The organism is Corynebacterium sp. 74A (assembly GCF_008930665.1).
In the GTDB taxonomy this organism is placed as follows: domain Bacteria; phylum Actinomycetota; class Actinomycetes; order Mycobacteriales; family Mycobacteriaceae; genus Corynebacterium; species Corynebacterium megadyptis.
This window is the reverse complement of sequence record NZ_PQMG01000001.1, coordinates 562,717-581,463: the sequence shown is the minus strand read 5'-3', so window position 1 is coordinate 581,463 and position 18,747 is coordinate 562,717. Positions and strand designations below refer to the sequence as shown.

The 18,747-nt window shown below is 58.4% G+C and carries 16 protein-coding genes; 5 read left to right on the top strand and 11 right to left on the bottom strand.

Going from position 1 to position 18,747, the window contains the following annotated elements; translation table 11 throughout:
- Positions 1-20: 20 nt before the first annotated feature.
- The 9 genes from GBB11_RS02455 to GBB11_RS02415 all read right to left on the bottom strand — a co-directional run bounded on the left by GBB11_RS02455 (position 21) and on the right by GBB11_RS02415 (position 11,062).
- Entirely contained in the window at positions 21-1,016 is a 996-nt protein-coding gene (locus tag GBB11_RS02455) for a LacI family DNA-binding transcriptional regulator (RefSeq protein WP_225979119.1), read from the bottom strand.
- Positions 1,017-1,115: 99 nt separating this feature from the next.
- Positions 1,116-1,544 (bottom strand): RbsD/FucU family protein, encoded by a 429-nt coding sequence (locus GBB11_RS02450; protein WP_151548905.1) that lies wholly within the window; start codon positions 1,542-1,544, stop codon positions 1,116-1,118.
- 66 nt (positions 1,545-1,610) lie between these two features.
- On the bottom strand, positions 1,611-2,957 hold the full coding sequence (fucP, locus tag GBB11_RS02445; protein WP_225979099.1) for an L-fucose:H+ symporter permease: 1,347 nt from the start codon (positions 2,955-2,957) through the stop codon (positions 1,611-1,613).
- An 11-nt stretch (positions 2,958-2,968) separates the two neighbouring features.
- Positions 2,969-4,309, bottom strand: coding sequence for a rhamnulokinase family protein (locus GBB11_RS02440; protein WP_192796278.1), 1,341 nt, complete (start codon positions 4,307-4,309; stop codon positions 2,969-2,971).
- Positions 4,310-4,382: 73 nt separating this feature from the next.
- Positions 4,383-6,140 carry an L-fucose isomerase gene (locus GBB11_RS02435; RefSeq protein WP_151548903.1) on the bottom strand — a complete coding sequence of 586 codons (1,758 nt, stop codon included), beginning with the start codon at positions 6,138-6,140 and terminating at the stop codon, positions 4,383-4,385.
- Positions 6,141-6,567: 427 nt separating this feature from the next.
- A complete protein-coding gene (locus GBB11_RS02430; RefSeq protein WP_151530097.1) occupies positions 6,568-7,218 on the bottom strand; it encodes a class II aldolase/adducin family protein in 651 nt (216 codons plus the stop codon).
- 456 nt (positions 7,219-7,674) lie between these two features.
- Positions 7,675-9,183 carry an ABC transporter substrate-binding protein gene (locus GBB11_RS02425; protein WP_151548902.1) on the bottom strand — a complete coding sequence of 503 codons (1,509 nt, stop codon included), beginning with the start codon at positions 9,181-9,183 and terminating at the stop codon, positions 7,675-7,677.
- Positions 9,184-9,328: 145 nt separating this feature from the next.
- Positions 9,329-9,985 carry a 50S ribosomal protein L25/general stress protein Ctc gene (locus GBB11_RS02420; protein ID WP_151548901.1) on the bottom strand — a complete coding sequence of 219 codons (657 nt, stop codon included), beginning with the start codon at positions 9,983-9,985 and terminating at the stop codon, positions 9,329-9,331.
- Between the two features lie 243 nt (positions 9,986-10,228).
- Positions 10,229-11,062: a fumarylacetoacetate hydrolase family protein gene (locus GBB11_RS02415; RefSeq protein ID WP_151548900.1), complete on the bottom strand. Its 834-nt coding sequence runs from the start codon at positions 11,060-11,062 to the stop codon at positions 10,229-10,231.
- 131 nt (positions 11,063-11,193) lie between these two features.
- On the opposite strand from GBB11_RS02415, the gene GBB11_RS02410 reads away from it, so the two are divergent.
- On the top strand, positions 11,194-11,625 hold the full coding sequence (locus GBB11_RS02410; RefSeq protein WP_369408526.1) for a bifunctional 3-phenylpropionate/cinnamic acid dioxygenase ferredoxin subunit: 432 nt from the start codon (positions 11,194-11,196) through the stop codon (positions 11,623-11,625).
- Between the two features lie 4 nt (positions 11,626-11,629).
- On the opposite strand, the gene GBB11_RS02405 is transcribed toward GBB11_RS02410, so the two are convergent.
- Positions 11,630-14,479: a DEAD/DEAH box helicase gene (locus GBB11_RS02405; RefSeq protein ID WP_151548899.1), complete on the bottom strand. Its 2,850-nt coding sequence runs from the start codon at positions 14,477-14,479 to the stop codon at positions 11,630-11,632.
- Positions 14,476-14,868 carry a (deoxy)nucleoside triphosphate pyrophosphohydrolase gene (locus GBB11_RS02400; protein ID WP_151548898.1) on the bottom strand — a complete coding sequence of 131 codons (393 nt, stop codon included), beginning with the start codon at positions 14,866-14,868 and terminating at the stop codon, positions 14,476-14,478. Before GBB11_RS02400 ends, GBB11_RS02405 begins: the two co-directional genes overlap by 4 nt.
- 192 nt (positions 14,869-15,060) lie before the next feature.
- On the opposite strand from GBB11_RS02400, the gene GBB11_RS02395 reads away from it, so the two are divergent.
- Genes GBB11_RS02395 through dmpG form a run of 4 tightly spaced genes read left to right on the top strand, consistent with a single transcriptional unit; the run spans position 15,061 to position 18,721 of the window.
- A complete protein-coding gene (locus GBB11_RS02395) occupies positions 15,061-15,996 on the top strand; it encodes a 3-carboxyethylcatechol 2,3-dioxygenase (RefSeq protein ID WP_151548897.1) in 936 nt (311 codons plus the stop codon).
- Between the two features lie 9 nt (positions 15,997-16,005).
- Positions 16,006-16,794: a 2-keto-4-pentenoate hydratase gene (locus tag GBB11_RS02390; RefSeq protein WP_151548896.1), complete on the top strand. Its 789-nt coding sequence runs from the start codon at positions 16,006-16,008 to the stop codon at positions 16,792-16,794.
- Positions 16,794-17,699, top strand: coding sequence for an acetaldehyde dehydrogenase (acetylating) (locus GBB11_RS02385; RefSeq protein ID WP_151548895.1), 906 nt, complete (start codon positions 16,794-16,796; stop codon positions 17,697-17,699). The genes GBB11_RS02390 and GBB11_RS02385 overlap by 1 nt, the downstream gene beginning before the upstream one ends.
- A 17-nt stretch (positions 17,700-17,716) precedes the next feature.
- Positions 17,717-18,721, top strand: coding sequence for a 4-hydroxy-2-oxovalerate aldolase (dmpG, locus tag GBB11_RS02380; RefSeq protein WP_151548894.1), 1,005 nt, complete (start codon positions 17,717-17,719; stop codon positions 18,719-18,721).
- The last annotated feature ends 26 nt before the right edge of the window (positions 18,722-18,747 follow it).

Sequence of the window (18,747 nt, the reverse complement as noted above, 5' to 3'; positions counted from 1 at the left end):
AGGATCAGCTGCTGTGGGTTCTAGCCGAGCTCGGGCGCATCCTCTGGCAGCGATGACGCGCGGGGAATGAAATGGGAGGGCAGCAGGAGCTTGCGGTGGGGCTTGCCATCTATCAACCCAGCAAGTTCATCAATGACCACACCAGCGAGCTCGGCGAAGTCCTGGCGAATAGAGGAGAGGGGAGGAGTTAGGTAGGAACTGACTTCATCATCGTCAATCCCGATGAGCTTATAATCCTTCCCCGCGGTGAAGCCGTGCTCGGCGAAGGCGCGGGCACACCCGACCGCGATTTTGTCATTGCCACCAATGACGGCCTCGGGGAGGCCAACGTTGAGGATCTCCTGCGCGGCAGCGTAGCCATCGCAGGCGCCCCAGCCCTTGCCGCCAAAAAGCGAGAAGGAGTGCTTCTTCAGACGGCTATAGCGCTGATAGATGACCATACGTTCCCGAGCGTCGATATATTCCCGATCGCCGGTAATCATGGCCGTATCGGTCACGCCTTGGTCCCACAAATGGTCTAGGGCGGAGTGGAGACCGGAGACTTGGTCGATGCCGATGGTGGACATGCCCTCAATGCCGTGGTCGACCGAGCTAATCATCACCCCAGGCGCGCCCGTCCAATGCTCGAAGAGGGGCAGGAGGCTGCGATGTTGGAAGAGGATGACCGTCGCCAGCACTTGCCGGGAGCGCAAATAGTCAAGGGCGGATTGCGCCTCCGCGAAGTCGGCATTGGCCGAGGAGGAGGTGAGCACATGCCATCCCCGGTGTTTGGCGTGGGCCTGCAGCTCGGCAAAGAGGGTGATCAAGCCGTGAGACATAGTGCCTACAGAGAGGACACCAATGGATCGGGAGGAGCCGGAGGCAAGCATTTGGGCCGCTGCGTTGGGCCGGTAGTCGAGCTCGCGCATCGCGGCATAGACGCGTTCACGGGTGGCTGGTCGCACGGAAGAATGGTTATTTACCACTCGAGACACAGTTTGCGTGGATACCCCCGCTAACTGTGCCACATCCTGCATAACTGCCTTTTTACGCACGCCGGTAAGTGTACATGACGCCTAGGACACCCGAGAATGCGGGTGGCCTAGGCGCCATACAGTCTGTCGAAATTCGTGAATCTATTCGGGAATGACAATTCCCTTCGTGAGAATAATGTTTCCGTAGAGAGCGGTGTCCGTGGTCGCAACAACTGCGAAACACTTCTTTACTTGCTCATAGAACTCGAATCGCTCAAAGTGCTTCACGGTATGGCCCGGATAGCTGCGTTCGGCGATCTCTGCGAATTCGCTCCATACAGGAGGCTCTGGATCGTCTCCCACAGTTTCCATGAGGCCGATCTGCCATGGATTATAGGGGTCCAAGGGCATCAGCTTGAGGATTGCGTCCATCATGTCAGCCACGGTGTGACCATCTGCGTGGATGACCGTGGAATTGAGGGTGTAGCCTGGGAAATTTCCATCTCCAATGACGATGCGATCGCCATGTCCCATGCGGGCCAGAGTGTAGAGGAGTTCCGGTGAAATCTTCTCCGGGATATTGCGGAGCATGTGTTCTCCTTAGTGTGAAAAGAGGTGACGATGAGGAGGCGTGATAATGATTATGTATTCAGCCTCTTATGCGGCAGCCGGCGCGGTTTCGCCAGGGTTCTTGAAGCGGAGCGTAAACACTCCGTAGGACAGCACCACAATGAAGCAGACGAGAACAACAATGAACGAGTGGGCGGTGCCAATAGTATCGACGAGCAGGCCTTGTACTGGGGGAAGAAGAGCGCCACCGACGATGGCCATAACAAGTCCAGCCGAACCGAATTTGGTGTCTTCTCCGAGTCCGGTGAGTGCCTGGCCATAGATAGTGGGGAATAGCAAGGAAATACAGGCGGAGAGAGAAGCGATAGCGATCAAACCGATGATGTTTCCGGTGAGAATACCGATCAAGGTGAGGACGACACCCAAGGAGCACATGATGATCAAGAGTCGGCGGGCGTCGATGATGCCCATCAGGGCGGTCATGACGAAGCGGGCAACGAGGAAGCAGATCAGGGAGACCTGGAGCCAGATTCCCGACTCGGCGTTGGTCTTGCCGACGACATTGGTGGCGTAGTGGATGACGTAGGTCCAGATACAGGTTTGGGCGCCAATGTTGAAGAACTGGGCAACCACACCGAAGGAGTAGCGGCGATTGCTGATCAACCGGCCCAGGCGTCCCGAGCTCGGTACCGGAAGAGCGACTGCGTCGTCTCCGGCACTCCGGGAACGGTCAGGAATCTTGACCAGCGCGATAGCAATGCCGAGCACCAGGTACAGGATGGCGAGGCCCACGAAGGGAATCATCACGGCCTTGAGCTCGCCCGAGACCATAGAGGTGAGTTCCTCCTGGGGCAGCGATGCTCGTTCTTCTGCCGTGTGCTCGTGGATATTGGGCAGGATCATGATGGCCGCAACCAGCACACCCAAGTTAGAACCGATGGGGTTGAAGGATTGGGCGAAGTTCAGGCGCCGCGTCGAGGTCTCTTCCGGACCCATGGCAATAACAAACGGGTTAGCGGAGGTCTCGAGGATAGACAGGCCTGCGGCGAGGGAGAACAGGGCCCCGATAAAGGCCACGAAGGTCATGCTCAGGCTCGCGGGGTAGAACGCAAAGGCACCGGCAGCAGCAAGGAAGAGGCCGATACATACGCCACCCTTGTAGCCCAACTTCGAGTTAATGAAGGCCGCCGGAATGGCAAGCAGGAAGTATGCCCCATAATAGGAGAACTGCACGAGCGAGGATTGGAACGTCGACATCGAGAAGACCGAACCAAACACCTTGACGAGAGGCGCGGTCATGTCGGTGGACATACCCCAGGCTGCGAAGCAGGACACCAGAAGGATGAAAGGAACGAGCATTCCATCGTTCAGGTACTTTTTACGTTCCTTCTTCGGGGGCGTTGATTGTGGACTGCTAACGGAAGTGTCAGTCATGATCTTTTCTTTCAGTCGTCCGTCGGACAGACGGTGGTGATCACCCCAGCGTTGCGAACCCATTCCGCTAGATCTGCAGGGGGAACGTTCAGGGTGAGGAGCTGGTTGATGATGTTTCCTAGGGCCGTGGCCTCAGGATCCGTGACGTGGATGCTTTCGCCGAGGGCGGCGGCTGTCCTTTGCATGAGGAAGAGGTTCTTTACTCCGCCTCCCATGACATAGGTTTTCCCCGTGGATCCGGTCAGAGTGCGAAGCGTGTGGATCGCATCTGCTTGGGCTCGGGCGATGGAATCAAATACGACGCGCAGGATTTCGCCTCGTGTCGAAAGGGTGACGTTGTGTTCACGTGCTGCCTGCACGACGCGATCCGGCATGTCTCCAGGGGCGCTGAAGCGCGGGTCGCACACATCGATGATGGCGCCTGGATTTGAGGCGTCCGCTAGCAGCCGGTTGAGTTCTTCGTAGCTTGGATTTCCCCAGGCGCGCCGACACTCTTGGGCGACCCAGAGCCCAGTGAGGTTGAGCTCGGCTCTGTTATCGCCCCGTGCGGTGGCTTCATTGGTGACCCCTCGGGAGTAGGCCTCCTCTGTCACCACCGCTTGTGCGGTTTGTGCGCCAACAACGGACCATGATCCGCAGGAAATAAACATGGCGTCTTCGGGATAACCACATTCCCGAGATAGCGATGAGAGTGCACAGGCGGTGTCATGAGAGCCAGCGGCGATGACGCGGACGCCATCAGAACGGGTGCCGATCACGCGCCGCTCGCTGGTGATAGAGGGGAGTCGTTGCCGGTCGATACCCGCTGTGGCGAGTATCTCCTCGGACCAATCCTCATGACTTGCCGCGAGAAGCCCCGAGGTAGAGGCGATTCCTCGCGACGCCCACGCCTGTGTGGGCTGATCAAGCACGCAGCGGGCGATGAAGTCCGGGAGGAACATCACCGTGCCTGTGCTGGGCGGTTGCAGTGCGAGGCGATACACAGAGTTAATGTCTTGGGGGAGAACGCCGGAGGCGTGGTATTGCTCCGTCTCCGGCATTCGTGATGCCATCAGGCTTCGACCTCGGGCGCCGGCACTATCCCGATAGGAGCGTGCCTGCGACAGAGGATTATTGTTTTCGTCAACGACGACGAAATCGACTCCCCATCCATCGACAGCAACTGAATCAATTTCTCCGGCCGCGTGGAGTGCCTGGGTGGCTGCGTCTTTGAGCGCATCCAAATCCCAGTACAGGTTTCCCTGTTCATCGGTGCAGACGTGGTGTTCTGCACGAAACACTTCCGACCTTGTCAGTTTCTTGGAACCTGTGTCCCATGCACCAACAATTCCACGAACAGAGGACGAGCCCATGTCGATTGCCAAAGTCCTGATGACCCGTGACATTATGTGATCCTTATCTCTTGTCGCTCAGTACACTGCGCAATTAGGCAAAGAAGGGACCATAGGTTTCGCAGGCGCGGAAGTCGGCGCTTTCTTTGTCTGCGGTTCCAAGGAGACCCCATGCGCGCGGACGGAAGATCTCTGCATCGTCCACGTTGTGCATGTTCACTGGGATACGGAGCATGGCGGCGAGAGTGATCAGCTCCTTGCCGAAGTGGCCGAAGCCGATGGCGCCGTGGTTCGCGCCCCAGTTGTCCATCACGTCATACACCGAGGTGAATGCGCCCTTGCCCGTCAGACGCGGGGCGAAGAACGTGGTGGGCCAGGTACGGTCCGTGCGGTTCTCGATCTTTGTGGTGGCCTCTTCGCTCAGGGTGACGGTCTCACCCTCGGCGATCTGCAACACTGGGCCGACGCCCTTGACCAGATTCAGACGAATCATGGTGACAGGCATGTTCGGAGCGGTGCGGAAGTGGGTAGAGAATCCACCGCCACGGAAATACTCGTGGGTTGCCGCATGGAAGGTGGTGGCCTCCATGACAGCCTTCTGGTCCTCTTCGGTGACTTCCCAGAAAGGCTTGGTGCACGGATTACCGTCGGCGTCCTTCATCACGCCGGTGGCGTCGAGAGTGGTGGCGCCGGAGTTACGCAGGTCCAAGAAGCCATTCGCGGCCCCGCCGGTGGGCTTTTCGCCAGTGACGCGCTCAATGGCCTCAGGAGACCAGTAGGTGCGCACATCGGAGAACATCTGCGTGCGGTTGGTGAGCAGGTAGTTGAGGAGCATGCTGGCACCATTGAGAGTGTCATTCTCCGTGGCCAACACCACTGGGCGGCGGGCGCCGTTCCAGTCGAAGGTGGTGTTCAGCATGGTCTCCATGAAGTCACCATTGGGGTAGGTGTCGGTCCACTGACGCTGCCCCTGGAAGCCGGAGGCGATGGCGTTGAAGCCGCATGCTTCCTCCTCGAAGCCCAGCTCGGCGAGCTTGGGGTTGCCTTCCATCATGTCGCGGCCGATGAGAGCCATCTTGGTGATGAAGTCCCACTGCTCTTCGACGTCCTCGCGCGGCTCGGGGTTGAAATCCTTGCCGATCTGGACGTTCTCACGCACCCATGCGCGTGCCTTCTCATACTCCTCGGGATCGAAGATGCCTTCGTTGATGCGGCGAATGAACTCGGTCATGTCCACGGACTCCACGCGCATGCCGAGATAGTCCTGGAAGAAGTGGCGATCGATGGAGGAACCAGCGATGCCCATGCAGGTCGAGCCCATCTGCAGATAGCCCTTACCGCGCATCTGGCCCGCAGCAACGGCTGCACGGGAGAAGGTCAGGATCTTGTCAGAGACCTCTTCGGGGATGTCGGTGTCATCAGCATCTTGAACGTCGTGACCATAGATGCTGAATGCGGGAATGCCGTACTGAGCGTAGGCGGCGAGATTTGCGGCCAGCGTCACGGCGCCGGGGCGCTCGGTGCCGTTATAGCCCCAGATGGCGTGGAAACGGTTGGGATCCATGTCCATGGTTTCCGTGACATAGCACCAGGCGGGAGTCACGGTGAGTTCGGCGATGACGTTCTGGCCAGCGAAAAGATCGTCGCAGGCAGCTGCTTCGCCGGGGCGGCCGATGGTGGTTTCGGCGATGACGACCTCAACGGGCTCGCCGTCGAGGTAACGGAGATTCTTAGTGATGAGATCGGCGGCAGCGTGGGCCATCCACATCGTTTTATCTTCGAGTGATTCGCGGACTCCGCGACGACGGCCGTCAATGGTGGGTCGGATGCCAATCTTCGGATGATGAACCATGAGTACTTCTCCTTCGGGAGGTAATGTCACCCCAGTATGGGGGATCTGGAGCGCCGTGGCCGATGGGGGCGAATGGGCCTAGCCATCGGTCCGTGGGCACTGTCTCATGCCCGTATGTTAGCGCTATCAAAAGTCTAACACCGGCCCTACAGGCGGGGAAGGGCTTTCGGTATCTTTCCCGCCGGCCCCGCACGTACGGGGTGGGTTTTGTGGCGTTAGCCCAGCGTAAAGACGACTGAGACGGTCGTCACTCTGACTCGTGAGGGTGGGAAAGGCTGGAGAGAAGGGTCACCCAATGGGGGTAGCTATCCGACGGTGTGTGGCCGGAAAGGAGAGCGCAGCATGATAACGCTCACACGTGACAGCACAAAAGAGCCCACCATGACGATGGTGGGCTCTTAGGTATGTCGCTTTGCGCTTGTGCGGCTTAGCGCTTGTGCGGCTGGCCGTAGGTGGCGATGGCGGCGCTGGCCTCTTCCATCTGCTCGGGCGTGAGGATACGCGGGGTGCCCGCAGCTCGGGCGTTGAGGTAGACCTTGGACAGCCATTCAATGGACTGTGCCTTGGTGTAGGCCTCGGCTAGGTCTTTACCTGCGGCTACGGAGCCGTGATTGCCGAGCAGGCATGCGGTTTTGCTCTGCAGTGCGGCCTCGACGTTGTCGGCGAGCAATTGGCTGCCATAGCGGGCGTATTCCGTGACGGGGATCGCTCCGCCCATGGTGGCGGTGATGTAGTGGATATTGGGTAGCTCTGTTACTCCTTCAAGGCTGGCCACGGTGGTGGCATAGGCGGAGTGCGTGTGCACGATCGAATCGAGGCCGGTCGTCTGCAGTGCCTGGAGGTGGAGGTGTATCTCACTGGTGGGGCGATACTGACCTTCGACCTGCTCTCCGGTGTCGAAATTGACCACGCAGATGTCTTCTGGGGTGATCCCGACGTAGGGCAGTCCGGTGGGGGTGATGGCTACGAGCTCACCTGCGCGAATAGAGATATTTCCGGCCGTTCCCACGACCAGTCCGTCGGATGCGAAGTGCTGGCAGTAGTCGGCGATGAGTGTTCTCTCTTCTGAGAGAAGCATGGTGTCCTCCTGGCGATTGGGTCTGCGAGTAGAAGCCGTGGGTGTCTATCACTGTCGTGTCTATGTGATGACTAGCGATATATGCAGCTAGAGGCTATAAAACGAGAAATGATAGCGCTCTCATTTGTCATGTTACTACTCTTCTTAACGATCGGCATAGCGTACGTGAAATAAAGTGAGCTATGACAAGTACGACACAAACACCCACTAACGGGGGCGATATGGCAGATATGGCTGTGTTCATGTCCACCGCGGTTCGCTGCGGTTCGCTGCGCCTAGGCACAGCGCAGCACTATTCCGCAGTCTCATCGCCTGAGCAGTGGAAGGTAGAAACACGCTGCACACAGGCGATTGTTGCCTAGGCAGCGCCTGGGCACAGCGCAGCACAGCGCGGCGGCTCTCCCTTGGAGCGGCGCAGGGTAGGGCGTCGCCAGCGGCCCGTGCGGGGGTAGTGGCCTAGGCGGAGGGTTCTGCTCGGAAATCCGAGGTGAGTAGCTGCACTTCGAAGGGATCCTCGGCTAGACCGGTAAAGCCGCGGCTGCTGAGATGGACCTGCTCGACGGCGATGGGCTGCACCGCACCACTGGCGAGGATCTCCCGAGCGATCTGTGCGGCCGCGGTCTCGCGGCTCTCGGTGTCTGTGGTAGTTAATGCGGTGGCAATCTCTGCGTCCACGCTCTCATCGCAATAGCGGGCGATGTTATAGCGCTTGCCGCAGGTGGCATCGGAAGCGAGATAGCTGAGTGTGTCCGCGGCGCCGCTCATGTAGTTGCGCGAGCCGAGAACAAGATCAAAACGCCCGTCCAGGATCCGGTTTTCCAGCGCCCCATAGCTATCAATGCTGAGCTGGACCTGGAAACCAGCCTGCTCGAGCTGCTCGGCGATCTCCGATGCGAGCTGGGGAAGCTCGGGGATATCAGAGTAGGTGGCCATGGTGATATGGGTGGGGCCATCCTCTAGGTCGTCTATAGCCGGGGTGTTCAGCTTGATCGGCTTCGTTGTGCCATCGCCGCGTTCGGCGGCGCGGAAGAGCATATTCTGCAGCGCATTCGTATCCGCAGGGTAGCTATCGCGGACCAGCGCTGGCATATCGAGTGCCTCAATCGCCGCGCTGCGCACATCGGCGCGGGTGAAGATGCCTTTGCCCGTATTGAAATACAGCAGACTGGTGCGCGGGGTGGATACCGTCATCACCTCGGCGCGCTCGCTCACATCGCTCAGGCTCGCGGCTGGCAGGCCCGCCGCGACATCGAGCCGGGAGCTTTCCACCTCGCGGGCCAGCTCGGCCGGATCGGCGGAGAAGGTGACATCCACGCTCGGCACCGCGGGCTGATCGCCCCAGTAGTCCGCATTGGCCTCAAGGTGGGCCTGCCGTGGAGTGGCGTCCTTCCACACATAGGGGCCTGTGCCGAAGCCGATCGGGGTGATCACCAGACGCTCATCTTCTGTGGTGTAGGCCTGAGGAGAAAGAATCATGGTGCCCGGATCCGCGAAGCGTTGCGCCAAGATCGGATCCTGACGATCGGAGGTGACCGTCACCTCGAGAGTGTCCGTGGCGGTGGCCCGCAGCGCCGCCGAGCCGAGCCCGCGCGGACGGAAAGGAGAGGCAAAAGCCTCGTTGAGCGAGTTGGCCACGGCATCGGCATCCATGCGGGTGCCATCATGAAAATCCACCCCAGAGCGCAGCTCGAACACCACGGTGGTGGAGCTGGGCTGCTCCCAGGACGAGGCCAACCAGCCTTCGGGAGTGCCGTCGGGGGCGATGCGAACGAGCGTTTCCGAGGAACCTAAACGCGTCGCAATGGAGGCATCCGCACTAAAAGGCGCGAAGCCGGCGACAGGGGAAAACGCCACGCCGAGACGGGCAGAGTTGGCGTTGGGGGTGCCGGAATCGGCGGAACAGGACACAAGCCCAATCGATAGGGCACACACTGCCGCAAGAGCAGTGGTGGTGGCAACGTTCATGAGGCAAGAAGCTTTCTAGATAAGCACCGAGATTCACCTCATGGTAGCGCGCCCAGATACAGCACCACCCTAGGCACGCACAGAGGGCGCCTAGGGTGGTGGTGCGAGGTGACGTCGATAAGCATCGCGCCACGGTATGAGGGGATTACTCCTTGTCTTCGGAGTCCTCCTCGGAGTCCGCATCGTCCTCGTCCACGGTCGGGACGTCCTCCGGATCCTCGTTCTCGGCCTCGCCCGGCTCGACATCCTCGGTCTCCGGGTAGACAACGCTGAGAACCAGCACGTCTTCATCGGCAGCCAGGGAGCAGTTGCCGGGCATAGCAACGTCCTTGGCCAGGATCTGGGTACCGACCTCGAGGCCCTCGATGTCGATCTCGATCTCTTCCGGAATGGAGAGCACATCGGCCAGCAGGAGCAGGGTGTCTGCATCCTGGTAGACGAGGGTGCCCGGAGCCGGCTCGCCGGTGTAGGTGATCGGCACCTCGACCTCGACCTTCTCGCCGCGGGAAATGGCGTAGAGGTCGATGTGGTCGATGTCGAAGCTCAGCGGGTTCTGATCAACGTGCTTGATCATGGTGAGGTGCTCCTCGCCATCGACGTTGACGTTCACAATCGCGTTCACACCGTGGTTACGCACGATGGCGGTGAACTCGATGCGGTCGACGGTGGCGTGCACCGGGGCCTCCAGGTGCTTGGAGTACACCACGAGGGGGATCAGGCCGTCGCGGCGGGCACGGCGGGCAGCGCCCTTACCGAACTCAGTGCGAGCGCTTGCCTTGATATCAATTGCCTTAGTAGCCATTGTTATCTCCTTAAAAGTTTGTGTTAGTGGTCAGCGCACCGCAGACGGATTGTGCTTGATCGCGCCGGAACCATGTGCAGGTCCACGACACGAAAAAAGCCCGCAGGCAGTGCGTGGCATCTCGCATCGCCGCAGGCTAGAAGCCCCAATAGGTGGGGCTGAGCTCTTGGATCGCGTCGATAACGGGGCTTGGGTTACAAACCCCCTCGCCGAGACGAACGGAAGTCTAGCACAACCCGCAGGTTATCCACCAAAGACAACCCGATTTCGGATGCGGCCGATCCCGTCCACGGAGACCTGAACCACATCATTATGGGAGAGATACTCGCCGCGACCATGCCCCACACCCGCCGGGGTGCCGGTGGCAATCACATCGCCAGGATTGAGCGTGTACAGCTGTGAACAGAAGGAGACGAGATCCGCTGGGCTAAACACTAGATCCGATAGCGGCGCATTCTGGCGCTCTTCGCCATTGACCACGGTGTGCAGCCGCGCCTCCGCGTCCAACTCATCTGGGGTGACCAGCCACGGCCCGAAACCGCTGGTGCGCTCCAAGGACTTGCCCTGATGCCACTGTTGGGTGCGTTTTTGCAGCTCACGACAGGTGAAATCATTGATCACCGAGAAGCCAGCGATGGAATCTGTGGCCTCCTCTGGTGTGACATTGCGGGTGCGCTTAGCGACGATCACTGCCAACTCACCCTCGTAGTCTGCAGTGTCCTGAGCGAAAGACGGCACCTGGATATCGTCGAAGGGGCCGATCAGCGCCTCGGGGAACTTGATGAACAAGGTGGGCACATCGGGGCGTTCGTGGCCCATTTCCTCGATGTGGGCCGCGTAGTTCAGACCGACGCAAATAATCTTGCTGGGACGCGGAATCGGCGGGGCCAGGGTGTGCTGCTCAAACTCGACCGTCAGCTCCGAGGCGTGTGCGGCAAGCTCGCGCCAATTGGGCTGGTGGAGCAGCTCTGCCACATCGGCAAACTCACCGACAAGAGTGGCCGAGTGGTCATCGTCGACGCGTCCCACGCGAGTCCGATCTGGGGTGAGTGGGGAGCGAAAGGTAGCAAGCTTCATATCCACCGAGGCTACTTGTCCCATGGCTGGGGTGCAGTGCGGCCGGCACGGAAGGGGTAGGCCCCACCAGCGGGGCCAGCGGTTGTTTAAAGTTGAAAGGACACACACAGGTGCGAGGAAGGAGGAAGCGGGTGCGGTTCTTCAGAAAGAAAACAGCGACCTCCGCGGCAGAACACAGCCAGGCGGAGAAGCGCGACACCGCTCATGATGGTGATACCCGAGTGCACAGTGGCGCCGGCCACTGGTGCGATGCAGGAGCAGCGGCAGACATTGCACCCGAATCCGCGATCGTCCTTGAAACCGCGGTGACCGGCCTCGATGCCCCCATCGCCGTGTTTCGCACCGAGGATGACGAGTTCTACTGCATCGACGACACCTGCACACACGAGGATGCGTCGCTCGCTGAAGGCTGGGTGGAAGGCTGCGAGGTGGAATGCCCCGTGCACGTGGCAGCCTTCTGTCTTAAAACTGGGGACGCGCTCACCCCACCCGCCAGCGAGCCCGTGCGTACCTACCCAGTACGGCTCAACGACGGGCACGTGTGGGTGCTGCTAGGGGAGTGAGGGGCTAGGCCTCGGCTCCGCGGAGATAGCTCAGATCCGCGGGATTCACGGGGATCTCAAAATCCAACTTCATGCGCACAATGTCAACGTTGCCATCTTTCACCGGCATCCGTTCTTGAGTCGCGTCGCGTGAGGTCACTGGGCCAAGGTAGAAGAAATCAGTGCCTTCCCGGTCATCCCGCTTAGCGAACATATGGAGGTCGACAGAGTTGTCGATGATCGGTATGAGCTCCTTGCTGTGCAGGGTTCGTCGTCCACGGGTGTACCAGGTCATGGTCTCCGGGGAGTCGAGATAGTCTTCGTAGCGGGTGCTCTCAGAGAACGCATCACCCTTGTGGTGGGTGATGTAGATCGGGCAGGTGTTCGTCTCTTTATCTATCTTGTAGCCGTTAATCACGCCGCGTTCATTGCGCCTCCAGTTGAAAAGCCGGCAGAAATCTTCGCGGTTGTATAGCTTGCCTACGATCATCTTTCCGTCGATGGAATGCTTCTCCTTGTTGAGGAATAAGCTCGTTTCGATGATGTCGTCGACATGAGCCTTGAACAGCTCGGATGAGCGATAGTTCTCCAGGAACATCGAAGAAAGCCTGAGGCCGTTGCCTTCTCGCGTGATGACAGGAAACTCTGGCTCGGTTTTCCAGCAGTCGAACTCTCCGGTGAGCACGCGGACCGCGCTATCAATGGTGGCGCGATCGGATGTTGTGCCGTAATCGGCAAACAAAGCGCGGGTCTCGTCGGTTGTTGTGGGGCCATAGATGAGACGACGAAGCAGGAGCGGCTCGTGCGGGCGCTTACCGTCGAGAATCCTCAGAGAGAGCAGATTGAGCAAGCCTTCTTGAGTCTCGCTGGGGCTCTCCTTGCAGAACTTCGCAGAATATAACAGCGACCAATAATTCTTCTTCTTGAGAGCCATGACCTCCGGCTCAACATTGTCGAAGCGGGCGAAGTCATAAAGCGTGGGTACTTTGTTGAGTCGAGCGCGAAGATCTGCAATATCCTGCTTCAACAGGTAGAAGTTGTCCATTGTTGCCTTGCTAATAGCGTCGAGGATGCGTTGCTGGGCGATGTTATCGAAAGAGATATGACTGAGTCCGGACACTGCTTTCGCTGCACGCGCGCCGTCTCGAAGAACATCTCTTTTTCTGGTCTCGCCATTGAGAGCCATCGGTACCAGATAATTGTTTTTGTAGTTACCGATGAAGTCGATGACACGAAGATTCTCTTTGCCCGGGTACTTCCGTAGGCCGCGACCGAGCTGTTGCGTAAATACAATGACTGACTGCGTGGGACGCAGCATTACGATCTGGTTGACCTTCGGGATATCGATCCCCTCATTGAAGAGATCCACCGTAATAATGTAATCCAGCTCGCCGGACTCTAGCCGCCGCACCATGCGCTCGCGCTCCTCGTGTGAGTCGGTCGCGCTGAGAGCCACAGTGCGAAGGCGCCGCCCGAATAGTTCAGACTCATTGAGCATGTGAGAAAGGTCCTGCGCCTCTTCGGTGCGACTGCAGAAGATAAGACCACACACATCCCGCACGCGACCATAGACGCGTAGTTTCTCCAGAAGATGCTGCACGCGTTCTTTGGCGACCAGATATTTCAAATCTGTGACGTCATCTACGGTGTTGCCGTCTTCCGCGACATAGTCAGCTACACCGTAATAGTCGAAGGGCGCCAGCATATCGTTCTCCAGCGCAGTGCCGAGGCGGATCTCGAATGCCACGTTGAAATCGAAGAGCTCATAGACGCTGCGATCATCCGTACGCTCGGGAGTCGCAGTGAGTCCCAAGAGGAAATCAGGCGTGAAGTGGTCCATGATCCGGCGGTAGGAGTCAGCAGCTGAACGGTGAGCCTCGTCGATAATGATGTAATCGAACTGATCGGGGCTCAGGCTGTCTAAGCTGCTGTGGCGAGACATCGTCTGCACGGTGGAGAATACGTAGCGAGGCGTAGCATTCCGTTCATTGCCGAGGAATACAGAGAACTCGTCATCCCCTGCGTCAATCACGCGACTGAACTCCTCGCGCGCTTTACGCACGATCTGTTCCCGATGAGCAAGGAACAAGAGGCGAGTCGGTTGCGCTGCACGTGCGGCAAGTGCGGCCAGAATGGTTTTACCGGTGCCTGTGGCGGAAATAATCAGTGCTTTCTGAGCGCCGGTGCCGCGCAGCTTAGTGAGCTCTTCCAACGCATGAAGCTGCATGTCATTGGGGGTGATGCGCTCTCTCGTGCGTAGTTGGATGTCCCGCTCAGGAAAAGCTGGCGCCTGGCGGCGCGAGCGATACTCCTCGATCCAGTCCCGAGTCAAAGGAACGGAGATACCACGTTGGTAGGTCGTGGCGTCGTGTAGCTGATAAGCGATGTCCCCGTGTTCCATCGCGCTGAATTTGACGTTCCACTCCTGATTTTTCATCAGTGCTTTACGGGTCATATTCGCACTGCCGACAATGGCGGTGACACCGAAAACCGTGGAGAAAATATAGCCCTTGGCGTGGAATCCATAAGCGTGGTCATCCACCACGCGAACCTCAATATTCGGAAGTTGGAGCAGCTCCTCGAACATTTCCGGCGAGTTGAAATCCAGGTAGGTGGACGTGATGATCGTCGCCTTACCCGTGTACTTGAGTAGGTACGGCTTGAGGAGGGCAAGAGCGCCCGGGGTAATAAACGCCACCGAGAAAATAAAGGAACTACACCGCTCCATCTCTCGGGTGATAGCGGCCAGCATCGTGTTGGGATCGCGATTATCGATCAGATGAGGGGTTCCATCACCCTGTGGTGCATGGTCCTGATCAATAAAGCCATGGTGAAGATCGTCCAGCAGCTGCGGTGTGGGATTGGTGTTGCTCATGCGTGTGACAGGATCTCCACGGTAGGAACATCGGCCGGCGCCCATTCCACGTCGTTCAGCTCCTCTTTGCTGAGCCAGCGGACCTGTTCGTGCTCGGTCAGTGTGGGCTCCTCTCCGGAGGGCAGAGAACACACGTATGTGGCCAGTTCGATGATCGCGAAATCATACTCATGCCGCGTGGTGGTGATGTGTTCTTCGATCCGGGCGTCGATCAGTAGCTCTTCTTTGAGCTCGCGGGCGAGGGATGCCTCCGGTGTCTCTCCCTCTTCAATCTTTCCACCCGGAAACTCCCAGAAGCCGCCGAGGCTCTTTCCCTGTCCTCGTTGGGCGGCAAGGATCTTTCCGTCTCGTTGAAGTACGGCGCCGGTCACTCGAATGGTCTTCTTCATCACGCCTCGCGTCATCGGGGGTTAGTGCTGTTTGACGCTGTAATTGTAGCAATCGCCCCGGACACCAGACCCTGATATTGGCTCGTGCGGAGTGTTCCATCAATCGGAACGAGAACTGTCGGCCATAGTGACCTGAACCATATTGTGGACTGGAACGTAAGGACGCTAATAGGAAAGAGGGGCGATAGGGGCATGTCTACACAGTTGCTTGCGATGTCGCACAGTCCATTGCTCAATGTTCTTGAGCCACCGAAGGACGTGCTCGAAGAACTCCACAACGCTTTCGAACAGGCTCGAAACTACGTGAAGTCCTACGACCCGGAGCTTGTGGTCCTCTTCTGGCCCGACCACTACAACGGATTCTTCTATGATCTGATGCCGCCTTATTGTGTGGGCTACGAATGCGTGAGCGTTGGAGACTGGGGCGGCCAGGTTGGGCAGCTCACTGTGCCCACCGAGTTGGCGGAGGAACTCGCGCAGTTCATCATTTCCAGTGATATCGACGTCGCTATCTCGCGTCGCATGGAAATCGACCACGGGGGAGTGCAGCCGCTAGAGGTGATCTACGGCGACATCGAGGGAATCCCAGTTATTCCAATCTTCGTCAATGGAGTCGCTCGCCCCTTCGTATCAATGGAACGTGTGCGGCACCTGGGTGAGGCTGTGGGACGCTTCTTTGCGGATCGCGATGAACGGGTGCTGTTCATGGCATCGGGAGGTTTGTCCCACGATCCTCCGGTGCCGCAATGGGCTACGGCCACCGAAGAACAAAAGAAACTCTTGCTCAACGGCCGTCATCCCACGGAAGAAGCCCGGCACGCTCGAGAGCAGAACGTCATCAACAACGCTGTCGCATTTGCCAAAGGTGAGGCCCCTATTCAGGACCTTAACCCGGAGTGGGACACAGCATTTATGCAGGTGTGTGCCGGCAAGGATCCGACTGGATTCGATAGCTACATCGCTGACGAGATGGACGAACAAGCAGGCCACTCCTCCCACGAGGTACGCACCTGGGTGGCGGCGTTTTCCGCACTTGCGGCCGCCAATCCCGAGGCGGAAGTCCATTACCAGTACTACAAGCCAATCAAGGAGTTCATCGCGGGCTTCGGAATTATGGCGAAAGGATAGGGCGCAGCTATGAATGATGCGAAAGAAAAGGTTGCCGCAGCACTGCTCGAAGCTTATGACACTAAAGAAGCCATTGAGCCGCCGCGCAACACCATTCCTGATCTAGATCTGGACGGTGCCTATGCCATCCAACAGTGGCAAGAACGTGCACTGAAGGAGCAAGGGCGCACCATCCTCGGTAGGAAGATCGGTCTCACGTCTATCGCGATGCAGCAGCAGCTTGGCGTTGATAGCCCCGATTTTGGTTTTTTCACCGATCAGCAGCTATTCCACGATGGGGACCACATTGATGTCTCCCAGTTTATCGCTCCAAAAGTGGAGCCTGAATTGGCTTTTAAGATCAATCGCGATCTGGGCGCTGATGCCACGTTTGACGAGGTTGTCGACGCAGTGGAGGAAGCCTATCTCGCAGTAGAGATCATCGACTCCCGCGTTCGGAATTGGGATATCCGTCTCGTTGACACAGTGGCAGACAATGCCTCGTGTGCGGCAGTCATTTTGAGCTCCAATCCGGTTGACATACCTATCGGGCAGTTGGCCGAGGTTGAAGCCGAGATGACGGTGGGAGAAGGCGCGCCACAATCAGGAATCGGTTCGGCAGTTATGGGGCATCCATTAAAGCCCCTCGTCTGGCTAGCCGGTGTGCTCGCTGAGCAGGGAACCCCGCTCCAGGCAGGAGAAATCATTCTTACAGGTAGTTTCTGCGGCGCCGCACCGGTACATGCGGGAGAAAGCGTTCGCGTGGATTACGGCAAATATGGAACTTTGACAGCCACTTTTAGTGAAGGGCAACAATAATGAGTAAAAAGATCACGGCAGCTATCGTTGGTCCGGGAAATATCGGCACCGACCTCATGTACAAACTCCTAAAATCAGAGGTCATTGAGCCGGTGTACATGGTGGGAGTCGATCCGCAATCGGAAGGGCTCAAGAAGGCAAAAGACAAGGGCTTGATTACATCGGCCGAAGGTGTCGAGTGGCTGGTCAAGCAGGACAGGTTGCCGGATATTGTCTTTGAGGCAACCTCCGCCAATGCGCACCTCGCAAATGCCCCGCTTTATCGAGAAGCGGGAATCCGGGCAATCGACTTAACCCCCGCGGCTGTGGGACCCTACTTCTCTCCCAGTGTGAATCTGGACGAGATCAAAGACCTCGACAACGTCAATATGATCACGTGTGGCGGACAGGCTACGGTCCCTATCGTCTCTGCTGTGTCCAGCGTTGTTGACGTGGAATACGCGGAAATCGTTGCCTCGATTTCCTCTCGCTCCGCAGGACCAGGCACGCGTGCCAATATTGACGAATTTGTAGAAACTACAGCTACCGCGCTGGAAAAGCTGGGCGGGGCGCGGCGTGGCAAGGCCATTATCGTGCTGAATCCCGTTGAGCCGCCAATGAATATGCGCAATACCGTCTACTGCTCGCTGCCGGCCGAGGCGGCACAGGAAGGCGAACTACAAAACAAGGTTCTCGCTGCAATCGAGACCATGGTTGAACGCGTGAGTTCCTATGTTCCCGGCTATCACGTCACCGCTACTCCGCAGTTCGATGAAGCACGACCGGAATGGAATGGCTGGGGTCGCGTCACTGTGTTGCTTGAGGTAACCGGTGCCGGCGATTACTTGCCGGAGTACGCAGGCAATCTGGACATCATTACTGCAGCAGCTGTGGCCACAGGCGAACGACTCGCGAGCCTGATCTAGGAGAGGAATTTTCACCCATGAGTATTCGTATTAATGACACAACGCTGCGCGATGGCTCGCACTCGGTGCGCCATCAGTACACCGAGGAGCAGGTGCGCACAGTCGTACGAGCCCTCGATGATGCCAATGTAGAGATGATTGAGGTTACTCACGGCGATGGCCTGGGCGGATCATCCTTCAACTATGGCTTCTCCAAAGTCAATGAACTCGATTTGATCGCGGCCGCGCGCGATGAAGCGAAAAATGCCAAAATCGCTGCTCTCGTCCTACCTGGCGTCGGGCGCGTAGATGACATCAAGGAAGCACAAGCACGAGGGGTAGACGTGATTCGCGTCGCCACCCACTGCACCGAAGCCGACGTGTCGATCTCTCATTTCCAAGCGGCCCGCGAGCTGGGACTCGAAACAAGCGGCTTCCTCATGCTCTCGCATCGCTCGGAGCCAGCTGCTCTCGCACAGCAGGCGCGGATCATGGTGGATGCTGGCTGCCAGTGTGTGTTCGTCGTGGACTCGGCCGGTGCAATGATCATGGAGCAGGCATCAGACCGCGTGAAGGCGCTCGTGGACGAGATCGGTGACGATGCCCAGGTGGGCTTCCACGGTCACCAAAACATGTCTTTCGGCGTGGCCAACTCTGTCCTCGCGGTTCGCGCAGGGGCGAGCCAAATTGATGGTTCTCTCGCCGGGCTAGGTGCCGGGGCCGGCAACTCGCCGACGGAAGTCCTTGCCGTAGCATTCGAGCGGCTAGGAATTGATACTGGCGTGAAGAGCAAGGAAATCCTGCACGCCGCGGAGGACGTACTCAAACCTATGGTGGATCGACTGCCTGCTATGGACCGCGGGTCCATCGTTCAGGGGCAGATGGGCGTGTACAACTCCTTCTTGCTCCACGCCGAGCGCGCGTCGGAACGCTATGGAGTGCCTACGCAGGACATCCTCGCGGAGGTGGGGCGCCGAGGATACGTCGGTGGGCAAGAGGACATGATTATCGATGTTGCTGTCGACCTCAAGCGAGCCGGCTAGAAGCATAGAGTCAATGCTCTACAGTG